Source organism: Halobaculum gomorrense (assembly GCF_900129775.1).
GTDB classification, from domain to species: Archaea; Halobacteriota; Halobacteria; order Halobacteriales; family Haloferacaceae; genus Halobaculum; species Halobaculum gomorrense.
In genome coordinates this window covers 245,022-268,411 of sequence record NZ_FQWV01000001.1, presented here as the reverse complement: position 1 = coordinate 268,411, position 23,390 = coordinate 245,022, and the positions used below count along the sequence as shown (strand labels likewise).

The 23,390-nt window shown below is 69.2% G+C and carries 30 protein-coding genes; 15 read left to right on the top strand and 15 right to left on the bottom strand.

Going from position 1 to position 23,390, the window contains the following annotated elements; all coding sequences use genetic code 11:
• The first annotated feature begins 21 nt into the window (after nt 1-21).
• Together BUE16_RS01340 and thsB are read left to right on the top strand one after the other, a co-directional pair.
• Complete coding sequence (locus BUE16_RS01340; RefSeq protein WP_073306619.1) at nt 22-441, top strand: DUF7383 domain-containing protein; 420 nt, start codon at nt 22-24, stop codon at nt 439-441.
• 234 nt (nt 442-675) lie between these two features.
• Nucleotides 676-2,310 carry a thermosome subunit beta gene (thsB, locus tag BUE16_RS01335; RefSeq protein WP_073307033.1) on the top strand — a complete coding sequence of 545 codons (1,635 nt, stop codon included), beginning with the start codon at nt 676-678 and terminating at the stop codon, nt 2,308-2,310.
• A 208-nt stretch (nt 2,311-2,518) separates the two neighbouring features.
• On the opposite strand, the gene BUE16_RS01330 is transcribed toward thsB, so the two are convergent.
• Nucleotides 2,519-2,833 carry a hypothetical protein gene (locus tag BUE16_RS01330; protein WP_073306618.1) on the bottom strand — a complete coding sequence of 105 codons (315 nt, stop codon included), beginning with the start codon at nt 2,831-2,833 and terminating at the stop codon, nt 2,519-2,521.
• Between the two features lie 237 nt (nt 2,834-3,070).
• Here BUE16_RS01330 and BUE16_RS01325 point away from each other — a divergent pair, with 237 nt between their 5' ends.
• Nucleotides 3,071-4,066 carry an ornithine cyclodeaminase family protein gene (locus BUE16_RS01325; protein WP_073306617.1) on the top strand — a complete coding sequence of 332 codons (996 nt, stop codon included), beginning with the start codon at nt 3,071-3,073 and terminating at the stop codon, nt 4,064-4,066.
• A 44-nt stretch (nt 4,067-4,110) separates the two neighbouring features.
• Here BUE16_RS01325 and BUE16_RS01320 read toward each other — a convergent pair whose 3' ends face one another.
• Nucleotides 4,111-4,350 (bottom strand): DUF7535 family protein, encoded by a 240-nt coding sequence (locus BUE16_RS01320; RefSeq protein WP_073306616.1) that lies wholly within the window; start codon nt 4,348-4,350, stop codon nt 4,111-4,113.
• Nucleotides 4,351-4,489: 139 nt separating this feature from the next.
• On the opposite strand from BUE16_RS01320, the gene leuS reads away from it, so the two are divergent.
• Entirely contained in the window at nt 4,490-7,180 is a 2,691-nt protein-coding gene (gene leuS, locus BUE16_RS01315; protein WP_073306615.1) for a leucine--tRNA ligase, read from the top strand.
• A 25-nt stretch (nt 7,181-7,205) separates the two neighbouring features.
• Here leuS and BUE16_RS01310 read toward each other — a convergent pair whose 3' ends face one another.
• Nucleotides 7,206-7,697, bottom strand: a complete 492-nt coding sequence (locus BUE16_RS01310) for a hypothetical protein (RefSeq protein WP_073306614.1) — start codon at nt 7,695-7,697, stop codon at nt 7,206-7,208.
• Between the two features lie 130 nt (nt 7,698-7,827).
• On the opposite strand from BUE16_RS01310, the gene BUE16_RS01305 reads away from it, so the two are divergent.
• Entirely contained in the window at nt 7,828-8,307 is a 480-nt protein-coding gene (locus tag BUE16_RS01305; RefSeq protein WP_073306613.1) for a hypothetical protein, read from the top strand.
• 63 nt (nt 8,308-8,370) lie between these two features.
• On the opposite strand, the gene BUE16_RS01300 is transcribed toward BUE16_RS01305, so the two are convergent.
• Entirely contained in the window at nt 8,371-8,811 is a 441-nt protein-coding gene (locus tag BUE16_RS01300; protein ID WP_073306612.1) for an Hsp20/alpha crystallin family protein, read from the bottom strand.
• A 175-nt stretch (nt 8,812-8,986) separates the two neighbouring features.
• Here BUE16_RS01300 and hisH point away from each other — a divergent pair, with 175 nt between their 5' ends.
• Complete coding sequence (gene hisH / locus BUE16_RS01295) at nt 8,987-9,631, top strand: imidazole glycerol phosphate synthase subunit HisH (RefSeq protein ID WP_073306611.1); 645 nt, start codon at nt 8,987-8,989, stop codon at nt 9,629-9,631.
• Nucleotides 9,632-9,860: 229 nt separating this feature from the next.
• Here the strand turns inward: hisH and pheA are convergent, their stop codons facing one another.
• The 4 genes from pheA to BUE16_RS01275 form a co-directional block, all read right to left on the bottom strand.
• Entirely contained in the window at nt 9,861-10,682 is an 822-nt protein-coding gene (gene pheA, locus BUE16_RS01290; protein ID WP_073306610.1) for a prephenate dehydratase, read from the bottom strand.
• Nucleotides 10,683-10,791: 109 nt separating this feature from the next.
• A complete protein-coding gene (gene hisE / locus BUE16_RS01285; protein ID WP_073306609.1) occupies nt 10,792-11,115 on the bottom strand; it encodes a phosphoribosyl-ATP diphosphatase in 324 nt (107 codons plus the stop codon).
• Nucleotides 11,112-11,729 carry a pyridoxal 5'-phosphate synthase glutaminase subunit PdxT gene (gene pdxT, locus BUE16_RS01280; RefSeq protein ID WP_073306608.1) on the bottom strand — a complete coding sequence of 206 codons (618 nt, stop codon included), beginning with the start codon at nt 11,727-11,729 and terminating at the stop codon, nt 11,112-11,114. Before pdxT ends, hisE begins: the two co-directional genes overlap by 4 nt.
• A gap of 78 nt (nt 11,730-11,807) precedes the next feature.
• A complete protein-coding gene (locus BUE16_RS01275; RefSeq protein ID WP_073306607.1) occupies nt 11,808-11,969 on the bottom strand; it encodes a preprotein translocase subunit Sec61beta in 162 nt (53 codons plus the stop codon).
• 132 nt (nt 11,970-12,101) lie between these two features.
• Between BUE16_RS01275 and BUE16_RS01270 the strand changes: the two genes are divergently transcribed.
• Both BUE16_RS01270 and BUE16_RS01265 read left to right on the top strand, forming a co-directional pair.
• Nucleotides 12,102-12,368, top strand: a complete 267-nt coding sequence (locus tag BUE16_RS01270) for a thioredoxin family protein (RefSeq protein ID WP_073306606.1) — start codon at nt 12,102-12,104, stop codon at nt 12,366-12,368.
• Nucleotides 12,369-12,505: 137 nt separating this feature from the next.
• Nucleotides 12,506-12,655 carry a 50S ribosomal protein L40e gene (locus BUE16_RS01265; protein ID WP_073306605.1) on the top strand — a complete coding sequence of 50 codons (150 nt, stop codon included), beginning with the start codon at nt 12,506-12,508 and terminating at the stop codon, nt 12,653-12,655.
• Nucleotides 12,656-12,757: 102 nt separating this feature from the next.
• On the opposite strand, the gene BUE16_RS01260 is transcribed toward BUE16_RS01265, so the two are convergent.
• Complete coding sequence (locus tag BUE16_RS01260; RefSeq protein ID WP_073306604.1) at nt 12,758-13,384, bottom strand: MBL fold metallo-hydrolase; 627 nt, start codon at nt 13,382-13,384, stop codon at nt 12,758-12,760.
• Nucleotides 13,385-13,514: 130 nt separating this feature from the next.
• On the opposite strand from BUE16_RS01260, the gene BUE16_RS01255 reads away from it, so the two are divergent.
• The 3 genes from BUE16_RS01255 to BUE16_RS01245 are packed head-to-tail and all read left to right on the top strand — an operon-like array spanning nt 13,515 to nt 15,045.
• Nucleotides 13,515-13,685, top strand: coding sequence for a DUF5786 family protein (locus BUE16_RS01255; protein ID WP_073306603.1), 171 nt, complete (start codon nt 13,515-13,517; stop codon nt 13,683-13,685).
• A 49-nt stretch (nt 13,686-13,734) separates the two neighbouring features.
• Nucleotides 13,735-14,406: an endonuclease dU gene (locus BUE16_RS01250; protein ID WP_073306602.1), complete on the top strand. Its 672-nt coding sequence runs from the start codon at nt 13,735-13,737 to the stop codon at nt 14,404-14,406.
• Between the two features lie 30 nt (nt 14,407-14,436).
• Complete coding sequence (locus BUE16_RS01245; RefSeq protein WP_073306601.1) at nt 14,437-15,045, top strand: uracil-DNA glycosylase; 609 nt, start codon at nt 14,437-14,439, stop codon at nt 15,043-15,045.
• A gap of 57 nt (nt 15,046-15,102) precedes the next feature.
• On the opposite strand, the gene BUE16_RS01240 is transcribed toward BUE16_RS01245, so the two are convergent.
• The 4 genes from BUE16_RS01240 to BUE16_RS01225 all read right to left on the bottom strand — a co-directional run bounded on the left by BUE16_RS01240 (nt 15,103) and on the right by BUE16_RS01225 (nt 17,982).
• Nucleotides 15,103-15,789, bottom strand: coding sequence for a rhomboid family intramembrane serine protease (locus BUE16_RS01240; protein WP_073306600.1), 687 nt, complete (start codon nt 15,787-15,789; stop codon nt 15,103-15,105).
• Nucleotides 15,790-15,964: 175 nt separating this feature from the next.
• Entirely contained in the window at nt 15,965-16,555 is a 591-nt protein-coding gene (locus BUE16_RS01235; protein ID WP_073306599.1) for a 50S ribosomal protein L15e, read from the bottom strand.
• A gap of 133 nt (nt 16,556-16,688) precedes the next feature.
• On the bottom strand, nt 16,689-17,018 hold the full coding sequence (locus BUE16_RS01230; RefSeq protein WP_073306598.1) for a hypothetical protein: 330 nt from the start codon (nt 17,016-17,018) through the stop codon (nt 16,689-16,691).
• A 46-nt stretch (nt 17,019-17,064) separates the two neighbouring features.
• Nucleotides 17,065-17,982 (bottom strand): serine/threonine-protein kinase RIO2, encoded by a 918-nt coding sequence (locus BUE16_RS01225; protein ID WP_073306597.1) that lies wholly within the window; start codon nt 17,980-17,982, stop codon nt 17,065-17,067.
• Between the two features lie 136 nt (nt 17,983-18,118).
• Here BUE16_RS01225 and BUE16_RS01220 point away from each other — a divergent pair, with 136 nt between their 5' ends.
• Nucleotides 18,119-18,997 carry a lipoate--protein ligase family protein gene (locus tag BUE16_RS01220; RefSeq protein WP_079991439.1) on the top strand — a complete coding sequence of 293 codons (879 nt, stop codon included), beginning with the start codon at nt 18,119-18,121 and terminating at the stop codon, nt 18,995-18,997.
• Between the two features lie 31 nt (nt 18,998-19,028).
• Here BUE16_RS01220 and BUE16_RS01215 read toward each other — a convergent pair whose 3' ends face one another.
• Both BUE16_RS01215 and BUE16_RS01210 read right to left on the bottom strand, forming a co-directional pair.
• Nucleotides 19,029-19,577, bottom strand: a complete 549-nt coding sequence (locus BUE16_RS01215; RefSeq protein WP_073306596.1) for a peroxiredoxin family protein — start codon at nt 19,575-19,577, stop codon at nt 19,029-19,031.
• 109 nt (nt 19,578-19,686) lie between these two features.
• Complete coding sequence (locus tag BUE16_RS01210; RefSeq protein WP_073306595.1) at nt 19,687-20,388, bottom strand: DUF4396 domain-containing protein; 702 nt, start codon at nt 20,386-20,388, stop codon at nt 19,687-19,689.
• A 162-nt stretch (nt 20,389-20,550) separates the two neighbouring features.
• Here BUE16_RS01210 and BUE16_RS01205 point away from each other — a divergent pair, with 162 nt between their 5' ends.
• From BUE16_RS01205 to BUE16_RS01195, 3 genes are all read left to right on the top strand, one after another.
• Nucleotides 20,551-21,399, top strand: coding sequence for a deoxyribonuclease IV (locus tag BUE16_RS01205; RefSeq protein WP_073306594.1), 849 nt, complete (start codon nt 20,551-20,553; stop codon nt 21,397-21,399).
• Between the two features lie 81 nt (nt 21,400-21,480).
• Complete coding sequence (locus tag BUE16_RS01200; protein ID WP_073306593.1) at nt 21,481-23,016, top strand: carboxypeptidase M32; 1,536 nt, start codon at nt 21,481-21,483, stop codon at nt 23,014-23,016.
• A 167-nt stretch (nt 23,017-23,183) separates the two neighbouring features.
• On the top strand, nt 23,184-23,372 hold the full coding sequence (locus BUE16_RS01195; RefSeq protein ID WP_073306592.1) for an HVO_0416 family zinc finger protein: 189 nt from the start codon (nt 23,184-23,186) through the stop codon (nt 23,370-23,372).
• Nucleotides 23,373-23,390: the final 18 nt, after the last annotated feature.

The window sequence follows — 23,390 nt, the reverse complement described above, 5'->3', positions numbered from 1 at the left end:
CGCGGTCGCCAACTGCGGCCGATGACCGAACGTGCGACGTACGCCACCGTCTACCTCGGGGCGCAGCTCGCGCCCGAGGAGACGCAACTGGAGCTCGACTGGGCCGACGACGCCGGCGATCGGACCGACGACCACGAGTTCGAGGTCTCGACGGACGACCCACGAGAGGCGTACCTGGAGATACAGGCGTTCGACGTCGGCGAGTACGGCCACGAGGTGCTGGTGAACGGCGAGCCGCTGTCGGGGTTCGACATCCCCCCGAACGACGGCTGGCAGCTGTGGACGGACACCGTCTCGGGCGTCGACCTGCGTGAGGGCACCAACACGCTGGCGATCGCACGCGATCCGGACAGCGACGACGCGTTCGCCGTCGGAACCGTCCGCGTGCACTGGAAGGAGTCCGTCGACGGCTTCCGTTCGAAGGACCCGATCGGGGAGTAGCGCGGCCAGACCGAGACTATATAAATTACCCTTCGTGTCGCTGTTAGTCGGACAGAAGTCTCGGGGATATTGTCACCAGTTAACATCCGTAACAGTGCCGTAGTACAGCGATCCCGTCGAATCCGTTCCTCGCGACAGCGGTGAACCGCAACCACACGAGACCCAAGGTTTTTTGTAGAATCACAACCTCATTTACTCCCGTACATGAGCCAACGACGAATGCAGGGTCAGCCCATGATCATCATGGGTGAGGACTCACAGCGGGTGAAGGACAAGGACGCGCAAGAATACAACATCTCGGCCGCCCGGGCGGTCGCCGAGGCGGTACGCTCCACGCTCGGCCCCAAGGGGATGGACAAGATGCTCGTCGACTCGATGGGCGACGTGACCATCACGAACGACGGCGTCACCATCCTCCAGACGATGGACATCGACAACCCGACGGCCGAGATGATCGTCGAGGTCGCCGAGACCCAGGAAGACGAGGCCGGCGACGGGACGACGACGGCCGTCGCCATCGCGGGTGAACTCCTCAAGAACGCCGAAGACCTCCTCGAACAGGAGATCCACCCGACGGCGATCATCAAGGGCTTCCACCTCGCCAGCGAGCAGGCTCGCGCCGAGGTCGACGAGGTCGCCACCGCGGTCGACCCGGACGACGAGGAGCTGATCAGGAAGGTCGCCGAGACCTCCATGACCGGTAAGGGAGCGGAGCTGGAGAAGGAAGTCCTCGCGGACCTCATCTACCGCGCGGTCAAGCAGGTCACCGTCGAGGCGGACGACGGCTCCTACGTCGTCGACCTGGAGAACGTCGCGATGGAGACGCAGACCGGCCGGTCGGCCGGCGAGTCCGAGCTCCTGCAGGGTGCCGTCGTCGACAAGGACCCGCTCCACGACGACATGCCCTCGGCGGTCGAAGACGCGAACGTCCTCCTGCTCAACGACCCCATCGAGGTTGAGGAGGCCGACGTGGACACGCAGGTGTCCATCGACTCGCCCGACCAGCTTCAGCAGTTCCTCGACCAGGAGGAAAACCAGCTCAAACAGAAGGTCCAGCAGATCAAGGAGACGGGCGCGAATGTCGTCTTCTGTCAGAAAGGCGTCGACGACATGGCCCAGCACTACCTCGCGAAGGAGGGCATCCTCGCGGCCCGCCGCGTGAAGAAGTCCGACCTGGGCTTCCTCAAGAACATCCTCGGCGGCACAATCGTCTCGGACCTCGACTCCGCGACCGCGGCCGACCTCGGTCACGGTTCGGTGTCGCGTGACGACGCCGACGAGCTGTTCTACGTCGAGGGCGGTGCGGACGCCCACGGCGTCTCGCTGCTGCTGCGCGGCTCGACCGAACACGTCGTCGACGAACTGGAGCGCGGCGTCCAGGACGCGCTTGACGTCGTCTCCACGGCCGTCTCGGACGGCCGCATCGTCGCGGGCGGCGGCGCCATCGAGGTCGAGCTTGCCTCGCGCCTCCGCGACTACGCCGACTCCGTCGAGGGGCGCGAGCAGCTCGCCGTCGAGGCGTTCGCCGACGCGCTGGAACTCGTCCCACGCGTGCTCGCCGAGAACGCCGGGCTCGACTCCATCGACACGCTGGTCGACCTGCGCTCCGCCCACGAGAGCGGCGACGCACACGCCGGCCTGAACGTGTTCTCGGGCGATATCGAGGACACCTTCGAGTCCGGCGTCGTCGAGACGGCCCACGCCAAGGAGCAGGCGCTCTCCAGCGCCACCGAGGCCGCGAACCTCGTCCTCAAGATCGACGACATCATCGCCGCGGGCGACCTGTCCACCGGCGGCAACGACGACGAGGAGGGCGGCGCCCCCGGCGGCGGCATGGGTGGCATGGGCGGCATGGGCGGCGCGATGTGAAGTTCGGCGAGAACTGAACAGCTCCGCGTCCACGACCGCTGCACCGCTCCCGACGAACGCACGACTTCTTTCGACGCTACAGCCGACGAGTGGCGATGATCGGCAGCCGCGACGAACGTAGTGTACCAATCGCTAGCGGGTGGTACTGTCGCGAGAAAACGGGTCGTACCGCGTGAGGGCCGTCGGTCAGCGGATCGGTCGCGTCACGTTATGCGGGCGTCGCGGTGCTGGTCGCGTCGGCGGACTCCTCATCGGCGTTCTCCGCGTTCTCGCCGCCCGCGATGTCCGAGACGGCCTCGCCGAGGTTGTCAATGCCCCCGTCGAGGAACGACCGGATCGTGTCGTGGATGTCGCTCACGAAGTCCGGCACGGGGCCGGGCAGGTTGCTCGGCGGGCCGGCCTGGCCCGCGTCCGTTCCGTTCGCGCCGGCGTCTGCGGGGGCGTTCCCCGGGGCCGCGGCGGCGACACCAGTCACTGCGAGCAGAGCCGCGAGTGCGATCGCGGCGAGTTTGGTTCGGCTCATGTTGCACTCGTCCGTGTGGCCTCCGGGGGAAAGAGGGGTGCAGACCGAAAAGCCGAATTCGAGCGCTTCAGTTCTCGATAAGCACGATTAAGCCGGGTTAATCCTGGGCCGTCTCGTCGTGGACGCGGTTCGAGACCGGACCGACCGATCCGTCCGCACGTGTCCGTCCCGCGCGCGGTGTCCCGCCGATCACGACGCCGTACCGGAGCCTTCTAATCGGCCCGCGCAATTCTTGCGATCATGAAGACGCTGCTGCTCAACAGCGACGACGTGCACGAGAACGCCGAGATGGACGAGCTCGTGCCCGCCATCGAGGAGGCGTTCGCCGCCTACCAGCGCGGCGACGCGCAGATGCCGCCCAAGAGCTACATCGACCTCCCGAAGTACAACGGCGACTTCCGGTCGATGCCCGCCTACCTCGACGCGGGCGAGTGGGACGCGGCGGGCGTGAAGTGGGTCAACGTCCACACCGACAACGAGGCCGACTTCGACCTCCCCACCGTCATGGGGACGATGATCTACTCCGACCCGAGGAACGCCTTCCCGCTGGCCATCCTCGACGGGACGGAGCTGACGATGAAACGCACGGGCGCGGCCGCCGCAGTCGCCACCGACCACCTCGCGGTCGCGGACGCCTCCTCCCTGGGCATCGTCGGTGCGGGCGTCCAGTCGTACACCCAGCTCGAGGCGATCTCGACCGTCCGCGACATCGAGCGGGTCGTCGTCTCGGACCTCTCGGAGGAACGTGTCGCCCGGTTCATCGACGCGTTCGAGGACCGCTTCGACGTGCGCGCCGGCTCCGTCGAGGAGGCCGCCGCCTGTGACGTGCTGTCGACGGTGACGCCGGTCGAAGATCCCATCGTCTCCTGCGAGGCGCTCGGCGAGCACACCCACGTGAACGCGATGGGTGCCGACGCCGAGGGGAAACACGAACTCGCCGACGAGGTGTTGCTCGACGCGAAGCTCGTCATCGACGACTACGACCAGACGACCCACTCCGGGGAGATCAACGTCCCGTACAACGCGGGCGTCCTCGGCGAAGACGACATCTACGGGCAGATCGGCGAGATTGTCGTCGGCGAGAAAGCTGGTCGGACGGCCGACGACGGGATCAGCGTCTTCGACTCGACCGGGCTAGCGATCCAGGACGTCGCCGCCGCGCACGTCGTGTATGAACACGCGAACGAGCGCGACAACGGTTACGCGTTCGACCTGCTCGGTCTCGCGGACTGAGCCAGCACGCTCGAATTCTGCGCCGCGCCGCCAGCGCGACTACGCTACTCTTCTGCCTCGCCGTCCCCGGTGATCGCTTCGATCACCTTGCTCACGCCCCAGACGATGGCGATGAACGGGAGCAGTGAGAGCAAGATGGCGAGGAGACCGAGGAACATCGCCCAGCCGATGGTGTTCATCTCGTCGTCCGAGTGCGACCGATACCCGGGAGTGACGGTCCGGTAGGCGGTCGTCAGCAGCCCAGCGTCGTCGTCCGTGTCGGTCGTGTCGATTTCGGTGCTCATGCGCTCTAGTTAGCTCGCTGATACGATACCTGTTGCGCCGTCGTGGCTCGTTCGCTGGCTCCGTGTCCCCTGCTGGCAAATAGTATCGTGTTCGATGGAAAGGTATAGAGGTGAAAGCGGTCGAACGACGTAGTAAGAAATGTCCGAGGAGGGTTACGACCACACGGCGGTCGAACGACGCTGGCAGGAGGCGTGGGCGGAGGCCGACGCCTACCGAACGCCGGACGACGCCGAGGATCCGACGTACGTGCTGGGGATGTTCCCGTACCCGTCGGGGAAGCTCCACATGGGCCACGTCCGAAACTACACCATCACGGACGCGTACGCCCGGTACCGGCGGATGCAGGGCGAGGACGTGCTCCACCCGATGGGGTGGGACTCCTTCGGCCTGCCCGCCGAGAACGCCGCCAAAGAGCGCGACTCCAACCCGCGCGACTGGACGATGGACTGCATCGACACGATGCGCGGGCAGATGGAGTCGATGGGCTTCGGCTACGACTGGGACCGGGAAGTCACCACCTGCGAACCCGAGTACTACCAGTGGAACCAGTGGCTGTTCGAGCAGTTCTACGACGAGGACCTGGTCGAGCGCCGCGCCGCGGAAGTGAACTGGTGTCCCGACTGTGAGACCGTACTGGCCGACGAGCAGGTCGAAGGCGAGGACGAACACTGCTGGCGCTGTGGGACCATCGTCGAACAGCGCGAACTGGACCAGTGGACGCTGGGCATCACGGAGTACGCCGACGAACTGCTTTCGGCCATCGACGACCTGGAGGGCTGGCCCGACAGCGTCCGCGAGATGCAGCGCAACTGGATCGGGCGGCAAGAGGGCTCGCGCGTCGAATTTTCCGTCGAGGACCACGGCCCCGTGGAGGCGTTCACGACCCGCCTGGACACCATCCACGGTGCGACGTTCTTCGCGCTGGCCCCGGACCATCCCATCTCCGAGGAACTGGCCGCCGAGGACGACGACGTGGCGCACTTCGTCGAGGAAGTCGCCGACCCCGACGGCGACGAGCCCAACGGCGTCGAGACGGGCCTGACCGCGACGAACCCCGCGACCGGCGAGGAGGTCCCCGTCTTCGTCGCCGACTTCGTCCTCTCGGACGTGGGGACGGGCGCGCTGATGGGCGTGCCCGGTCACGACGAGCGCGACCACGCGTTCGCCGAGCGCATGGGCGTCGACATCGTCCCGGTCGTCGCGCCCGAACTCGAGGGGGACGAGGACCCAGAAGCGCCGGACGTGAGCGAGGGCGCCTACACCGAGGACGGCGTGCTGGTCAACAGCGGCGCGTACGACGGCCTCTCCAGCGCCGCCGCGCGCGAGGAACTGACCGCCGACATCGACTCCGCAGAGTTCCACACGCAGTACCGCCTGCGCGACTGGCTCATCTCCCGGCAGCGCTACTGGGGAACGCCGATTCCCGTCATCCACTGCGACGACTGCGGCCCGGTGCTGGTGCCCGAGGAGGACCTGCCGGTCGAGCTGCCCGAGTTCATCAACACGACCGGGAACCCGCTGGACGCCGCGACCGAGTGGAAACACATCTCCTGCCCGGAGTGCGGCGCCGACGCGGTCCGCGAGACGGACACGATGGACACGTTCGTCGACTCCTCGTGGTACTTCCTGCGGTACGTCTCGCCGGACCTGGCGGACGCCCCGTTCGACGTCGAGCGGGCGAACGACTGGATGCCGGTCGACCAGTACGTCGGCGGCTTAGAGCACGCGGTGATGCACCTGCTGTACGCCCGGTTCGTCACGAAGGCCATCGCGGACATGGACCTGCTGGAGCACCGCGAGCCGTTCACGAACCTCCTGGGACAGGGCATGGTCCAGCTGGACGGCGAGAAGATGTCCAAGTCGAAGGGCAACACCGTCTCCCCGCAGCGCATCGTCGACGACTACGGCGCCGACACCGCGCGCCTGTTCATGATGCAGGCCGCCCGGCCCGACACCGCCTTCGACTGGTCCGAGGAGGGCGTCAAGTCGACCCACCGCTTCCTGGGTCGGCTGGCCGAGACGGTGCGGTCGTTCGCCGGCAGCGACGCGGTGGTCGGGACGGACCCGGGGGACGGGGCTGAGGCAGACGCCGCCGACGCCACGGCCGCATACGTCCGCAGCGAGGTCGACGCCGCCGTCGCCATCGCAACGGAGAACTTCGACGACCTTGGCTTCGATCTGGCGACACGCGAGGCCCAGCAGTTGGTCGGCACGCTCCGGAGCTACCGCGAGTACGTCGACGCGGTGCACGCGCCCACGTTCCGGCGTGGGCTGGAGACGGCGATCAAGCTGCTTGCGCCGGTCGCACCGCACCTGACCGAGGAGCTGTACGCGGAACTGACCGGCGAGGACGCCGGCCTGCTAGTCGACGCCGAGTGGCCGACCGCTGCCGTCGACATCGACGAGGCCGAGAAGCGCCGCCAACTGGTCGAGAACACCCGCGAGGACGTGCGCACCATCGTCGACGTGGCCGGCATCGACGAGCCCGAGCGCATCGACGTGGTCGTCGCGCCCGAGTGGAAACACCGGGCGCTTTCGATCGCCATCGACAGCGACGCGCCGAACCTGGTCGGCGAGCTGATGCAGAACCCCGACATCCAGCGGCACGGCTCCGCAGCCGCCGACTACGCGAAGGACCTGCAAGCCGAGCGCGAGGCGCTGCGGCCGACGCTGTCGCCCGACGCCGAGCGCGAGGCGCTGGAGGCGGCCGCCTGGCTCGTCGAGCGCGAGTTCGAAGCGCCCGTGCGCGTCCTGCCTGCCGAGGAGGCGAACGACGACGCGGCAAGCAAGGCTGAACCCGGGCGCCCCGCGATCGACATCGCGGAGTGAACCGGTCGTCGGTGAGTCACGCGTTTCAGTCCCGCTCGTTCCAGTCGAGATCGACGTTCCGTCCGGCGTCGGGGGCCGCCGCGAACGGGCCGAAGCCGTACACGACCACGAACACCGCAAGCGTCGGGAGGAGATTGCCGACGAGCGGGAGCAGGGAGAAGGGCAGGTCGACGAACACCGTCCGGGGGGCGAACGCCGCCAGCAGGGCGACCCACGCGCCCGGAAGGACGATCAGGCCGCCGGCGACTTCGACGCGACGCGCGCGGGTCGTCGCGTCCGCGGGACCGCCGCCGCGCCACGCACCCGCGAGGACCGCGAGCGCGACGACGGCCGCGAGCAGGGCCCCGTCGAACGGCCCCGCGATCCCGCCGAGCCAGCCCGGGGCGTCGACGAACGCGAGGACGCCGGACAGCGACACGCCGAGGTGCGCCGCTGCGAGCCCCCATGCGGCCGCGGTGACGGCGCGGTCGCGAGGGGTTCCGGGGGTCTGCTCGGTCGACGGCGTGGGATCGGACACGGGCGATCGGACGAGCCGCTGGACAAAGGACGCATCGACTGTGGTGGGTGAGGGGTTGACGATCGACTCGGAGTGACTCGCGTCGCGGTCGGATCGTCGGACTCAAGCTCGTGCCTAGAGCGGGCGAACCATGGGCAAGGCGGCGAAACGGGTCCAACGCCACCTGCGTGAACGCCTCGCGTGTGTTCTTCCCAGGTACGAGTGGCACGAGGAGCACGTCGTCGGCGACACCCCGGTCGACGTGGCGGGCGTAGGCGACGCGCTCGTGCTCGTCGAACTGGAGTGGCGTCGGGCCGATCCCGCGAACAACACCGTGAAGCTGTTCCGGGAGTTCGTGGAGACGGACCTGGCGTCGTCGTTCGACTCCGTCCACGTCGTCCAACTGTTCAGTCGCTACTACGACCTCGCGGCGGGGGGAGTGAGCACGAAGCGACGCAACGCCGTCTTCGTCGGCGGGCGGGTCGCCGAGACGGTGCCGGCGGCGACGTTCACGGCGGTCACGCTCGGGATCGACCCGCCGAAACGCGGCGGGGATCTGCCCGAGGGCTGGCGGGAGTCGGCCGAGGACGCAGCCGATCGGATCGATCGGGAGGTGACGAGAGAGCGGTAACTAACGGGGACCGAAGACGGGCGAAGATATCAGCGGAAACCGGGAGTCACGTCCACCCTCGGATCAGTTCACGTCAATACGGTGGGCCTCGTCGGCCTCGTCGTCGGCGTGGACCTTCGGGAGCGTGACGGTGAGCACGCCGTTCGCGTAGGTCGCGCTCGCGTCGTCCTCGCTGACCTCGGCGGGCAGCGTGATCGTGCGGGACATGGACTCGGCGCGGCGCTCGCGGCGCAGGTACGCGCCCGCCTCGTCGCCGGCGTCGCTGCTGATCTCGCGCTCGGCGCAGATCGAGAGGACGCCGTCGCGGACGGTCAGGTCGATGTCCCCCTTGTCGAAACCGGGGAGGTCGGCCATCACCGCGATCTCGTCGTCGTACTCGGCCACGTCGACGTCGATGCCCGAGCGTCGCATGCCGTCGAGGTCGCCCCAGTCCATCCGTCCGAAGTTGCGGGACATACGGTCGAACATCCGGTTCATGTCGTCGAAGGGAGTCATGTTACTCATGGAGTATCGCCGAGACAGAGTACGTCGTTTTAGGTATTAAACACCGCTAAACGCGTGGTAGCTCAGCTCACGCCCCGGATCTGTGACGAACGCGGGTTCGGTCATATCCGACCCGGGGGCGACGAGCGGCGCCGCGACGGGCAACCGTTTTTACCGCCCGCCCCGCACGTCCGGTATGAACGTCACCGTCATCGACTACGGCGTCGGTAACCTCCGGAGCCTTCGACGCGGCCTCGAACGGGCCGGCGCGGAGGTGACCGTCTCGTCGGACCCCGACGACATCCGCGACGCCGCGGCGCTGGTGCTCCCGGGCGTCGGCGCGTTCCGCGAGTGCGTGGCCAACTCCGAGCCGTTCCACGACGTGCTGGTCGAGAAGGCCGAGAATACGCCGATCCTCGGCGTGTGCGTCGGGCTCCAGCTCATGTACGAGGAGAGCACCGAGGGCGCACCGGCAGGCGAGACCGTCGAGGGGCTCGGTCTCATCCCTGGACGCGTCGAGCGCCTCCCGAACTCGGTAAAGGTACCGCACATGGGCTGGAACGAGCTCACCCCCGAGCGCGATCACCCGATCACGGACGGCATCGAGGCGGGCGACTACGCGTACTTCGTGCACTCCTACTGCGCGGACGTGACCGGGCGCACCATCGCCTCCTGCGAGTACGGCCGGCGCTTCGCCGCCGTCGCCGCAAACGAGGCGGGCAACGTGATCGGCACGCAGTTCCACCCCGAGAAGAGCGGCGAGACCGGCCTGAAGATCCTCAGCAACTTCGTCGACTACGCCGAGGCGTACCACGCCGACGAGGTCGCCGCCGCCGAGTGACGGTCGGCCGCGGCCCCTCGCCCGCAGCCCACGGGGGCGGTGTCGGCCGAGCGATGCCCGGCTGCCGCCCGCGGACGGAACCCTTCTCGCGAACGTTGAAGCCGGAAGCCGGGACCAGTACCCCCGTGCGGTGAGAGCGATCCCCGGCGGGAAGCGGCTGCGCGACGCCGGCGTCGGGGGCGAATGCGGGGCGTCGCCTGTTCGCCACGTCCGCCGTTCGTGAGAGCGGTCAGTACACGACGTGCTCGGTGTCGTACGAACCGAGAACGCGGATCCAGCCGTCGCCGACCAGATCCTCGACATCTGCGAGCGCCGCCTGCGCGCGCTCCTCGTACAGGCCGGCCTCGAAGTCGATGTGGAACAGGTAGTCGCCGAGACGCTCGCCGCTCGGGCGGGACTCGATGCGCGAGAGGTTCACGTCGCGGTCGGCGAACGCCTCAAGCAGCTCCAGCAGTAGCCCCGGGTAGTTGGCGCTGGGGTAGACGACGACCGAGGTCTTGCCGCCGGCCTCGGTCCGTTCGTCGTCGCCGGCGACGACGAGAAAGCGAGTCGCGTTCGACGACTGGTCTTGGATGTCCTCGGCGAGCACACGCAGGTCGACGCCGCCGTCGTCAGTCGCGGCGTTCGCAGGGTGGCCGATCCCGGCGACCGCCGGGTCCTCGCGGGCGCGCTCGACGCCGCGAGCCGTGGAGGCGACGGCCTCTCGTCGGGCGTCGGGGTACTCTCGTTCCAGGTAGTCGCGACACTGCGCGAGCGCCTGGGAATGGGAGGCGACCACGTCGAACGTCTCCGCCTGCGCCAACAGCGCGTGGCGGATCGGCGTGACGATCTCGCGGACGACCGCTACGTCCGCCTCAGTGAGCGCGTCGAGGCTCTCGGTGACGCTCCCCTCGATGCTGTTCTCGACGGGGACGACCCCGCGGTCGTACTCACCGTCGGCGACCGCCTCGACGATGGCGGTGACCGACTCACGGAAGGCGACGTCGTCGGCGACGGCCCGCGCGGCGCGATGGGAGTACGTACCGGCAGGGCCGAGGGTGACTGCCTGCATACCCCGCCGTGCGCCGGCAATCCCGATAAGGACACCGGGTTCGTCAGAACTCCCACACGATCTCGGCCCCGACCGGTCGTCGCTCTCGGTCGACCGGAGGCGCTGCCCATCAGAATCGGTCGCGCAGTTCCGCCCGCAGGTCCGCCACGTCGAGGTCGTTCTGTGCGAACAGCACGAGCAGGTGGTAGACGAGATCGGCCGCCTCTGCGGTCAGCTCCTCGGTGTCGTCGTCCTTCGCCGCGAGGATCGTCTCGGTCGCCTCCTCGCCGATCTTCTCCAAGACCGCGTTCTCGCCCTTTTCGTGGGTGAACAGTGAGGCCGTGTACGAGCCTTCGGGGAGGCGCTCCTTCCGGTCCTCGATCGTCGCGAACAGCGCGTCGAGTACCTCGTCGTCCTCGACCGTCCCTGACTCCCCAGACCGCTCGCGGCTCACGCCTCCACCCCCTCGCCGTCTTGGGTCGACGCGTGCTCCTGTCCAAAGAAGGTCAGATCGTGGATGCGCGAGTCCGGCGTCAACTCGGGGTGGAACGAGGTCGCGATCACCGAGCCCTGCTTGACGGCGACTGGATCGCCGTCCCACTGTGCGAGCACCTCGACGCCCTCGCCCACCTCGTCGATCACCGGCGAGCGGATGAACACCCCGGGGAACGGCTCGTCGAGGCCGGTCACGTCCAACGGCGCCTCGAAGGAGTCCGCCTGCCGGCCAAACGCGTTGCGGTCGACGCTCACGTCGAGCACGTCCAGCGTCGAGACGCGGTCGTCCTTGGCATCCCGAGAGGCAACGATGAGCCCCGCGCACGTCGCCAGCAGCGGCTTGTCGGCGGCGACGTGGTTGCGGATCTCCTCGTCGATCCCCTCCTCGCGCAACAGCCGGGAGATTGTCGTCGACTCCCCGCCGGGCATCAGCAACACGTCACACCCGGGAACGACGCCGGCGTCGCGGACCTCGACGACTGCCACGTCGACGCCGTGGCTCGCGGCCGCCCGGCGAACCGCGTCGGCGTGCTCTGAGACGTCGCCTTGAACAGCGATAACGCCCGCTTTCATGGAGTCAAATCGGCGGGCGGCGAGTGAAAAGGTGTCGTTCGGTCGGGGCCCGATCGGTGGCGGATCGTCCGCGGAGCCTCAGAACGCGAACCCGAGGATCAACACGAGGATCCCGAAGAGGAGCCCGAAGGCGACGACGGTCTTGGGGTCGATCCGGATCGCGTTGCGGTCCTCCGCGTCGAAGTAGCGGACGAGCCCCGCGCTGGACATCAGGCCGCCGCTGTTCTGGCCGCTGCTCATACATCGGTGATCGCGAGTCCACCGCCTAAGCCTTTCGACCGGCGCTCGCGGGGGACGCGGCGACGACTCGCCGACGGACGTGACGGCCAGTGAGTAATCCTTATGCGCGGCCAGTCGCAACGAGCGGTCGGCATGAGCGTCCGACTCAAGGACTTCTATGCGGACTGGTGTGGCCCCTGCAAGACCCAAGATCCGATCCTCGACGACCTCGAGGAGGAGTACCCCGACGTGAGCTTCGAGAAGGTCGACGTCGAGGAGGACCAAGAGACCGCGAACCAGTACCAGGTGCGCTCGCTCCCCACCCTCATCGTCGAGAACGACGACGGCGTGGTCGACCGCTTCGTCGGCGTCACCCAGCGGGAGGACCTCGAGGAGGCGCTCGCGCAGGCCGGCGCGTAGGGCGCGGAGGCCGAATCGCGCGCCCCGACGACGACCGAACCCGGTCTGCTGGTCCGACCCCGGTACCCCCATCCGGCGCCGTTGCGGGTTCGACCCGACTCGCAACCGTTAACACGGGCGCGGCCGCTTCCCACACTATGGCTAAGTTCGAGGCGGCAGAGGCCCGTACGCTCGATAAGCTCGTCTGTATGCGGTGTAACGCCCGGAACCCGAAGCGCGCGGAGAACTGTCGCAAGTGCGGCTACGGGAATCTCCGCCCCAAGGCGAAAGAGCCGCGGACCGCCTAACGTCGACAACCGAGCGTCTCGCCCGCCGACACTGCGGTTGGTTCCGAATCCCGCTACCACCAGCGACCGCCCTCCCAGGCGCCCGGCGGTCCCGCCGTCGCCCTACGCCTCCGGATACTTCGGCTCGCGGCGCTCGGCGCGCGCGAGCGCCCGCTCGACCACGTCGCGCACGGAGTCGCCGTCGGGGTCGGCGTGGAACGCGTCGCCGTGGCCGGCGTACAGCGATTCGACGGACTCTGGGAGCCGGTCGAGCAACCCCCGGAGGCTCTCGATGAGTCGTTCGCGCGACTGGCCCGCCATGTCGGTTCGGCCGAACGAGCCGTCGTCGAAGGCGCCGTCGTTGTACACCACCACGTCGCCGGAGAACAGCGCGGTCTCCGCGACCAGCGAGACGTGGTCCGCGGCGTGGCCCGGCGTGTACACGACTTCCGCCGTTTCGTCTCCGATTGCGACCTCGTCGCCGTCGGCGAGCGCGTGGTCGCGCCGCGGGTGATCCCCGTACGCGTACAGTTCGGCGTCGAACGCGTCGAGCACCGCGTCCAGTTCGCCCACGTGGTCGTGGTGTTGATGCGTGAAGACGACCCGATCAAGACCGTCGGTGAGTTCGGCAACCACGTCGACGACGCCGGGCATCGTCCCCGCGTCGACGAGCGTCGGCACCGCGCCGTCGACGAAGTAGGCGTTGCAGGTGAACTCCTCGGCGTCCGCCGTGACGTTAACCGCGTCCATGTTCGGCCACTGGAGCGCTGTGCGTAAAAGCCGACCTGCCGCGGCAGCGACGCGGTTGCGCGGTCGTCCCAGCGACCGAGCCCTGCTGGCCCACAAATATTTCTGTCGGTCCCGGCTACGTACATACGGTATGGGCTTCGGAAGCTACGACGAATCCGAACAGGAGAATCAGCAGCTCGATTCGGATCTCGATCAGGACACCGTCGACGGCGGCGACGCCGATCACGACGGCGACATCGAGTTCGAGTTCGAAGCCTCGAACGACGAACTCCTCGACAAGCTCGAGGAAATCAAGGACTGAGGACCGCGCGCCACTCAGACGACAGCGGACCGCACCACCGCACCACGCCGTGAACTCTGGAACCCGCGCGCTCGGCGTCGCCGTCTCGGCGAGGGGCCGATCAGACGACGACCCGCCGGCGCGCGCGACGGTCGCGGCCGCGGTCGTCCGGGCCGACCGCGTGGTCGACGGACTCTCGTTTTCGACGTGCACCGTCGGGGGCAGCGACGCGACCGCGGCGGTCGCCGACTGCCTCGACCGGCTCGACCGACCGGACGCGCGGCAGCTCCTGCTGGCCGGCGTCGCGCCGGCGTGGTTCAATCTGATTGACCTCCGCCGCGTGCACGAGGCGGCCGACCGCCCCGTCGTCGCGGTCTCGTTCGAGGCGAGCGCGGGGCTGGAGCCGCACTTGTACGAGCATTTCTCCGGCGAGGCACTCGACCGGCGGCTGGCCGTCTACGAGTCGCTTCCCGACCGGGACCCGCTGTTCCTCGACGGTGAGCCCGGAGACGGGCGCGAGTGCGACCCCGACCCCGACCTGTGGGTCCGGCGAATCGACATCGACGCTGCCGCTGCCCGCCGGATTCTCGCCGCGCACACCCCGGACGGACAGGGCCGCCCCGAACCGCTTCGGGTGGCGCGGCTCGCGGCGCGCGCCGGCCGGTCGTACGCCGAACACCGGACGGGATCGTCGTCGGGCGCCGGGTCGGACTCGGGCGCGGACGCCGCCCGGGACGGGTAGGTTTACCTCCGCGGCGGGTCGCGTTCGCGTATGAGCGAGCAGTCGCTGGACGCGGACCTGTGCGTGTCCGACTGCGAGCGCTGTCCGGCGCTCGTGGAGTCGCGATCGCGGATCGTCAACGGCACCGGTCCGAGGGACGCCGACCTCGTGTTCGTCGGCGAGGCGCCGGGCGCGAACGAGGACGAGGAGGGCGAGCCGTTCGTCGGCCGCTCGGGGACGGTGCTGGACGACACCCTTCGGGACGTTGGCCTCGCGCGCGCCGACGTGCGAATCACGAACTGCGTGCGCTGCCGTCCCCCGGACAACCGCGACCCGCACAGCGACGAGTTGGACAACTGCCGGGGCTACCTCGCCGAGGAGATCGCGCGCGTCGACCCCGAACTCGTCGTCACGCTCGGGAAGGTGCCCTCCCAGCACCTGCTCGGCCGGTCGGTCGCCGTGACGAGCGAGACCGGCGAGGTGTTCGACGCCCGCGTCGGCGACGCCGCGGTCCGCCTGCTTGTGTGTCTCCACCCCGCGGCGACGCTGTACGACCGGAGCCAGGCCGACGCGTTCGAGGAGACGATCCGGCAGGCCGCGGAGCTGTCGGGGCTCGCCGACGACGGGACGGACGGGCAGTCGTCGCTCGGCGACTACTGAGCGAACCGGGGACGGCGCCCGGTTCGGAGGTCGCTACGGCGCCCGGTTCGGAGGTCGCTACGGCGCGTCGGTTGCCCCCGGGACGGCGGAGCGAGCGCGCCACAGCGCGCCGACCAGCAGCCCGAACGCGAGTCCGGTGAGGTGCCCGCCGTTCACGCCGGCGGGCGACCCCGGGAGGCTCGTGAGGAGGTTGACGACGACGGTGATGACCGACGAGACGCCGATCACGGCGGCGATCAGGTCCACCTCCGAGGCGTCATCCGGGTTCCCGACCGCGCGCGTCAGTGCGAAGCCGCCGAGCGCGTAGCCGAGCCCGCTGATCCCGTAGACGGCGACGTTCGGCGCGGGGCTGTACGCCGCCAGCACCGCGTAGCCGACGCCGAGCGCGAGCGTCGCGGCCGCGACCAGAAACAGCCAGTAGCCGCCCGGCGAGAAGTGCCGCTCCTGCGGGGCGAGCACGAGCAGGACGAGCACGTTCGAAAGGAAGTGCGCGGTCCCCCGGTGGAGAAACGGCGACAGCAGGAAGACGGCGTCGCCGCCTTCGAGGAAGAGGAACGCCGTCAGCGCGCGGACCGACGGGGCGTCCGTGGCCCAGGTCGCGAGCAGCTGGAGGAGAAACACCGCCGACGTGAGCGCGACGACCGTCAGCGTCGTCCGGATCCGCGCCGTGCGGTACTGCCGACGGAGCGTCGCGACGAACGCTCGCCAGTCGGCGGTCGGCGCCGGTCGGTCCCCTGGCTGCATCGAGCGGTGTTCGGGGACAGGCGTCCTTAGCACTTCGCCGGAACGCCCGGCAGCGGAAGACGGGGACGGGCTGTCGTCCACGGAGCCGTCGCTGTCGCGGGACGGCGTCGACGCGGGAAAAACAGGAATGCGGTCGCGCGTGAAACGCGGTCGCGAGCGGACTGTACCCCGGCGGTTACTTGCCGCCGCGGTCGCCGCTCGACACGGACGGCCGGGTCTTCTCGGTGCCCTTGCCGCGCTGATTCAGCCCGCGGTTGCGCTTGCCCGCGTTCGTGAGCCCGCGGAACGCCCGGCCCTTCTGGGAGTCGTCGCAGATCCAGTTGAGCTCGTCGTCGTTCTCGATCGCGGGGTGCTCGGGGTCGACGAGGATCACTTCGGTCCATTTCTGGGAGCCGTCTTGGCCCACCGGGTAAGAGGCGAGCACGCGGAGGTTCGGGTACTTCCGCGAGACGCGCTCCTCGCCGATGCGCTGGATGGACTTCCGGCGACCGATGCGGTTGACGCCCTGGCGCTTCGAGCGGCGGCCCGCCTTGTGGCGCTGCTTGCGCGCGCCGCCCTTGCGGACGGAGACGCGCGCCATCACGACGCCCTGCTTGGCCTTGTAGCCGAGTTCGCGCGCCTTGTCGAGGCGGGTCGGTCGGTCGATGCGGACGATGGCGCCCTCGTCGCGCCAGTCCTGTTTGCGCTGCCACTGCAGTTCCGCGAGCTTGCCCTCGTCCTGGTTCCGCCAGGCTTCCTTGATGTGGGAGTAGAAGCTTCGTGCCATTGGTGGTCTCCGCGGGCGCTTGCGATTCAACCGCGTCGGGGAGCCCCGAGCGGTCACATTTCGTCCCGGCGTACCGGGTGCCCGCTGGCGGCCCACCTACCAGCGAGTTACCGATTGTTCCCCGCAAGCGCTGTTAAGGGCTGCGTTTCGAGTCGTCGGCGTCGCCGCGCGCGCCGGCGCCGTCGAAGTCGTCTCGGCGAACCCACGGTCCGACGCCGAGCGCGGGGACGATGGCGACCCAGCCGGCGATCACGAGCACGAACCCGGAGAGCCCGTAGTACAGGTGCGAACAACAGTAGTAGCCGCCGCCGAAGCCGCGGAGGAACTCCCGCCCGCCGTACGCGAGCGCGAGCGTGCCGACGGCCGCGACGAGAGGGCGAGCAAGCGGTTCGGGGTAGCGGGCGAGGAGGCGCGGGGACCGGACGGCGCCGACGACCAGCGCCGCCGCGAGGAGTTCGTTCACGGCGGTACCGATCCGGTGAGCCGGCTTAAATCCCGTCGGCCGTCGGCTACGCCTCCGGCTCGGCGAACCCCCGCACCGACTCGAACTCGCCGTCGACGATCGCGTCGGCGACCGCGTCGGCGTCGACCTCGGGCATCTCGCTCGGATACTTCCGTTCGAAGTAGCTCACGACGTTGTCCACGTCACGCGCGAGGAGCTCGTCGGCGTTCTCGTGGTCCGTCTCGACCGACTGGGGCCAGTCGAAGATCACGATCCCGTCGTCGCTGACGGCGACGTTGTACTCGGACATGTCGGCGTGGACGTAGCCCGCGCGGTACGCCAGGTCCATCTCCCGAAGCACCAGGTCGAGCACGCCGACGACCTGCTCCGAGCGGAGCTTCGCCTGCGCCAACTCCGGGCCGGGGAGCTTCTCCATCACGATCGCGTGGCGGTTGTGGTCGATCGGACGCGGCACCGACACCTGCGGGTAGAGGTCCTCCAGCGCGGCGTACTCGCGCTCGGCGGCCTTGCGCGCGGTGTACTGCCAGGAGACGTGGTTGTTGTCGCTGGTGTAGTCCCGCTCCTTGTTCACCTCGCGGAAGTTGGTGTACCCCTCGCGGTGGAACTTCAGCGCCATCGGGCGGTACGTCTCCACCTCGTACACGTCGCTCTCCTTGCCGACGCCCAGCGACGACCCCATCCCGGTGACCGTCTCGCGCTCGGCGAAGGTGTGCAACGCGAGCGCGTCGTACCCCTCGAAGGTGAGCTGGTAGCCCTCGTACTGGATCGTCTTGCGCCGGATGAGGTCGCGGTCGGCGCACCGGTCGATCCGGTAGTCGGCGTTCTCCTCGGAGAGCCCGGCGTACTCCGGGATCTTCTCGACGTTGACCCACTCCGAGAAGCGCATGCCCTGCTCGACGCCCGAGAGGAGATAGAAGTCCTCGGGCTCGAGCTCGGCCATCGTCTCGGCGACGTTTCCGACCATCGCCCGTGTGTCGGCGCCGCGCGGTGAAAAGGCGTTCGTGGCGACGAGCGCGGCGGCATCGCGGCCAGCGTCGACATCCCTGCGACCAGTCGGCCGCGATCGGGGGCTCTTTGCCCCGCGACGCCGGATTTCCGGTATGAGCGACACGGACGCCGACGGCGGTGCGGGCGGGACGGGCGGGACGGGCGGCGGCTCCCCGGGGCCGCTCGCCGGCCGCGAGTGGCGGCTGATCCGCGAGGAGTCCCGGCCTGGGCCGCTGAACATGGCGCTCGACGAGGTCGCCGCCGAGACGGCCGCCGAGGGCGGGCCGCGAACGGTCCGCGTGTACCGCTGGGATCCCTCCTGCCTCTCGATGGGGTACGCGCAGGACCCGGACACCGTCGACTGGGACCGCTGTGCGGACGCCGGCGTCGACGTGACGCGCCGCCAGACCGGCGGCGGCGGCATCTACCACGACCGCGACGGCGACCTCTCCTACTCGATCGCCGCGCCCGCCGAGGAGCTGCCGGGGGAACTCCTCGACGCCTACCACCTGCTGTGCGAGCCGGTGCTGTCCGCCTTCCGCGCGCTCGGCGTCGACGCCGAGTACGCCGACGAGGAGCGCCCGGCAATCTACCGGCCGGCCTGCTACCTCCGCGGCCTGCACCCCGCCCACGACGTGTGCGCCGACAGCGGCGCCGGCCGGAAACTCTCGGGCAACGCCCAGTACAGGCGGGAGGCGAGCGTCATCCAGCACGGCTCCGTGACGTTCGACGCGATGCCTCGCGAGCACCTCGCGGTCTTCCGCGACCACGGCGTGAGCGAGGCGCGGTTCGCCGAGCGCGTCGGCGGGGTCACCGACTACGCGGACGCGACCCGCGCCGAGGCCGTCGCCGCGTTCGAGGCGTCGCTCGCGGCCTGGGCCGACGCCGAAGAGGGCGAGTGGACCGACGCGGAACTCGCGCGCGCCGAGGAGATCGCCGACGCGAAGTACCGCAGCGACGACTGGGTGCGCGAGCGGCCGGGGGAGCGGTAGCCGAGTCGGCGGTCGCCGTCGGGTGCCGGTGCTAGAACCCGAACGTCTCCGGGTCGTCGCCGATCTCCGCGCGGACCGCCTCGTGGAGTTCGTCGACCGGCGGCGTGTCGCGGGTGGGGTCGAGCCAGTGCTCGCCGAGCCACCGGTAGCGGATCACGCCCTCCTCGTCGACGAGGAAACACGAGCGTCGGGAGCGGCGGAACAGCCCGAACGTCCGGTAGGCAACCCCGAACGACTCCGATATCGCGAGGTCCGTGTCGGCGTACAGCGGGAACCCCAGATCGAGGCGGTCGATGAACCGGCGGTGGAGGCGCGGGCCGGACTTCGAGACGCCGACGACGTTCACCTGCTCTCCGGAGGCGAACCAGTCGAAGTCGCGGAAGGCGCACCACTCCTCGATGCAGTCCGGGCTGAAGTCGACCGTGTAGAAGCTGAGGAGAACCGGATTGTCGAGCAGCTCCGAGAGCGACGCCTCGCGCGTGTCCCCCTCCGGCGTGACGAGCGTCTCGGCGAACTCGGGAGCGGGGTCGCCGACATCGAGTGGGTCGCCCGGGTGGCTTGGCGGGTCCGACAGTGACATGTGGCGGTGTCGAGGCGGGTCGGTCGAATAAGCGTGCGGTCCCGGCTGTCGGGGATGATACCGGGAGCCGACGCGGGAGCGCGCCCGTCGGTTGAAGCGGCCGGCTCCGTCACAGCTCCGCGGGGTTCGCCATCCCCTCCTTGACGCCGACGCGAACGAGCGCGAGGTTCACGGGGAAGGCCGCGAGGTAGCCGACCGACAGCGAGAACGCCAGCGCGCCCCAGAACAGCGGGTCGTCGACGGTGGCCTCGGCCGCCAGCAGCAGGTCCGTCCCGATGGCCGTCACCTCCATCACGGTGATCGACGGCGTCTCGCTGTAGAACGCGTCGACGACGGCCTCGCGGAAGCCGACGCCCTCCTGTATGAGGGGGCCGACGGTCAGGGAGAAGCCGAACAGGTACGCGAACCCGAACGTCGTCGCCGCGACCCAGCCGACCGTCAGTCCGAGCAGCCCCTGCGCCAGCAGGACGCCGGTCACCTCGCCGGCGCCGCAGCCGGAGTAGCAGTGGGCCGTCGACCGGAAGCCGCGCCGCGCGAGCGAGTCGCGAGGGATCTGCGTGCGGCCGGCGTACCAGTACACCGCCAGCCCGAACGGGCCGGAGTACAGCACCGTCAGCGTCCAGACGCCCTTCATCAGCGACGGGATGGCCTCGTTTCGCTCGCGCACGTCCCACAGCAACACCGCCGTCGAGACCGCGACGACGACGACCCACGCGCCCATGACGCGCGGGTCGGACAACAGCGGAACGAGTAGCTCTCGGACGGGCCCGAAGGCGCGTTCGAGGCGACTGACGACCGTGCTCAGCTGCATAGCTTGTGCGCCGGGTAGACGGTCGGGATTGAAATGAGCGACGGCCGACCCGTGGCGGCGACGGCCGGTCCGGGGCCACTGGCGCTGGGGACGGTCGAACGCCGGGCCGACGCCTCGGCCGCTTCCGAAGCCGCTTTGCTCCCCGGCTCACCACCGGCGGGTATGAGCGCAGACAGCGACACTCTCCGGATCGGGGCACACGAGTCCATCGCCGGCGGCACGGACAACGCCGTCGACGCGCTGGTCGACGACGGCGGTAACTGCGGCCAGATCTTCACGCACTCGCCGCAGGTGTGGCAGGACCCGAACATCGACGGCGACGAGGCCGACCGGTTCCGCGACCTCAGCGACGAGCACGGCGTCGGCCCGTGGGTGATCCACTCGTCGTACCTCGTGAACCTCTGTACCCCGAAGGAGGGCCTCCGCGAGAAGTCGATCGACTCCATGCAAACGGAGGTCGACGCCGCCGACAAACTGGACATCCCGTACGTGAACGTCCACCTCGGCGCCCACACCGGTGCCGGCGTCGAGGGCGGCCTCGACAACGCGGCGTCGGCGCTCGACGAACTCGACGTTCCCGACGGCGTGACGGTGCTCGTCGAGTCCGACGCCGGCTCCGGAACCAAACTCGGCGGCGACTTCGAACACCTCGCGGCGGTGCTGGAGCGCTCCGAGCAGGACCTGGACGTCTGTCTCGACACCGCCCACGCGTTCGCCGCGGGCTACGACCTCTCGACGGCCGAGGCCGTCGAGGAGACGGTCGCCGAACTCGACGAGGTCGTCGGGCTGGAGCACCTGCGGTGCGTCCACCTCAACGACTCCAAACACGAGTGCGGGACGAACAAAGACGAGCACGCCCACGTCGGCGAGGGACGCATCGGCGAGGCCGGCATGCGCGCGTTCATCAACCACGAGGACCTTCGCGACGTGCCGCTCGTCCTCGAAACCCCAACGGAGGACGGCAAGTCCTTCGCGTGGAACATCGAGCGCGTTCGGGAGCTCCGCCAGTAACCGCGGCGACGCGCCGGCCGAAAGGCGGCCATTCGGGCGAACCATCCGGAGCTTGATACCCCGAGCCATGCAGGCTCTCGTATGGCAGTTCCGACGGCCGACCTCGACTCGACGGTCACCGACGACGCCCCCGAGGCGTATCGGGGCCTCATGGAGCAGTACCGGCGCATCTCGCACCTCGAAAGCGGCAGCGGCGTCCTCTACTGGGACCAGCAGGTGACGATGCCCGAGGGCGGCACCGCCGCCCGCGGGAAGCAGCTCGCGGCGCTGTCGGCGACGACCCACGAGAAGCTGACGAGCGACGCGATGGCCGACGCCCTCGACGCCGCCGAAGACGCGGGGCTCGGCGACGAGCGCGCGGCGAACGTCCGCGAGATCCGACGGCGCCACGAGCGCAACCGCTCGGTTCCCGAGTCGCTCGTCGAGGAGCTCACCGAGCACCGCTCGCACAGCCAGCAGGTGTGGAAGGAGGCGAAGGCCGACGACGACTTCGCGCACTTCGCACCGGCGCTGGAGACGCTGCGCGACCTCCAGGTCGAGCGCGCGGAGGCGATCGCGCCGGACCGCCCGGCCTACGAGGTCATGTACGAGGACGGCGAGCCGTACCTCCCGCTGGAGCGGCTGGAGGAGATCTTCGAGGAGCTGAAGGCGGGGCTCGTCCCGCTGATCGAGGAGATCGAGGCGTCCGACGCCGACCTCGCGTCGCCGTTCGTCGCCGCCGGCCCCTCCGCCGACGACACCCAGCGCGGGCTCTCGGGGGCTGTCCTCGACCTGCTGAACTACCCGGAGGACCGCGGCAGGCTGGACGTGTCCGCGCACCCGTTCACCTCGGGCAACCAGTTCGACGCGCGGATCACGACGCGGTTCAAGCCTGAGGACCCGATGGACGCGTTCACCGCGACCGTCCACGAGTTCGGCCACGCCAGCTACGAGCTGGGTCTCCCGGACGACCGCTTCGGCGAGCCGCTCGGGGCGTCGCTGTCGTCGGGCGTCCACGAGAGCCAGAGCCGCTTCTGGGAGAACCACGTCGCCCGCACCGAGCCGTTCTGGGAGGGGTTCGTCGGCGAGGCGAACGACCACCTCGGCACCGACGCGACCGCCCGCGAGGCGTACGAGGCGGTGAACCAGATCTACCCGGACAACCTGATCCGCGTCGAGGCGGACGAACTCACCTACCACCTGCACATCATCCTCCGGTGTGAGATCGACCGCGCGCTCGTCGAGGGCGATATCTCGGTCGAGGAGGTTCCCGCGGTCTGGAACGAGAAGATGGACCAGTACCTCGGGGTGACGCCCGACACCGACGCGGAGGGCTGCCTGCAGGACATCCACTGGAGCGGCCGCTTCGCGACGTTCCAGGGGTACACTATCGGCTCGGTGCTGGCGGCGCAGTTGGACCGCGCGATGCGGGAAGCCCTCGGCGAGGACCGCGTGGACGCGCTGATCCACGAGGGCGACCTCGGGCCGCTGTGGGAGTGGATGACCGAACACGTCCACCGCCACGGCCGACGCTACCCGACCGACGAACTGGTCGAGGAGGCGACCGGCGAACCGCTTTCGGCCGAGTACTTCCTCGAGTACGTAGAAGAGAAGTTCGGCGAACTGTACGACCGCTGAGGCCGACGGTCATGCGGTCCGCCAGCCCGAATCGTGGTCCGCCAACCCAAATCGTGGTCCGACCGATCCGCGCCGGATCGAGGGACCATCCAAGCACCTTCCGCCGATTTCACGATTGAGAGAGTCGCCAGAAGGTATATGTGCTACCATGGTATATCATACCATGTATGGCGTCGGCACCGAGCCCGGATGGCGACCTGTTCGACGAGTTCCTGACCAGCCGCGGCCACGACGTGGAGACGGCCCAATGGGAGGAGTCCTATAACAAAAAGCAGTGTCCCGACTGCGGCGGACTTCACGACGGCGACGCCGTGGAGTGCTCGGTGTGCGGCTGGCGACCCGAGACGCCCCGCTGACCGCCGCGGGGGCGGCAC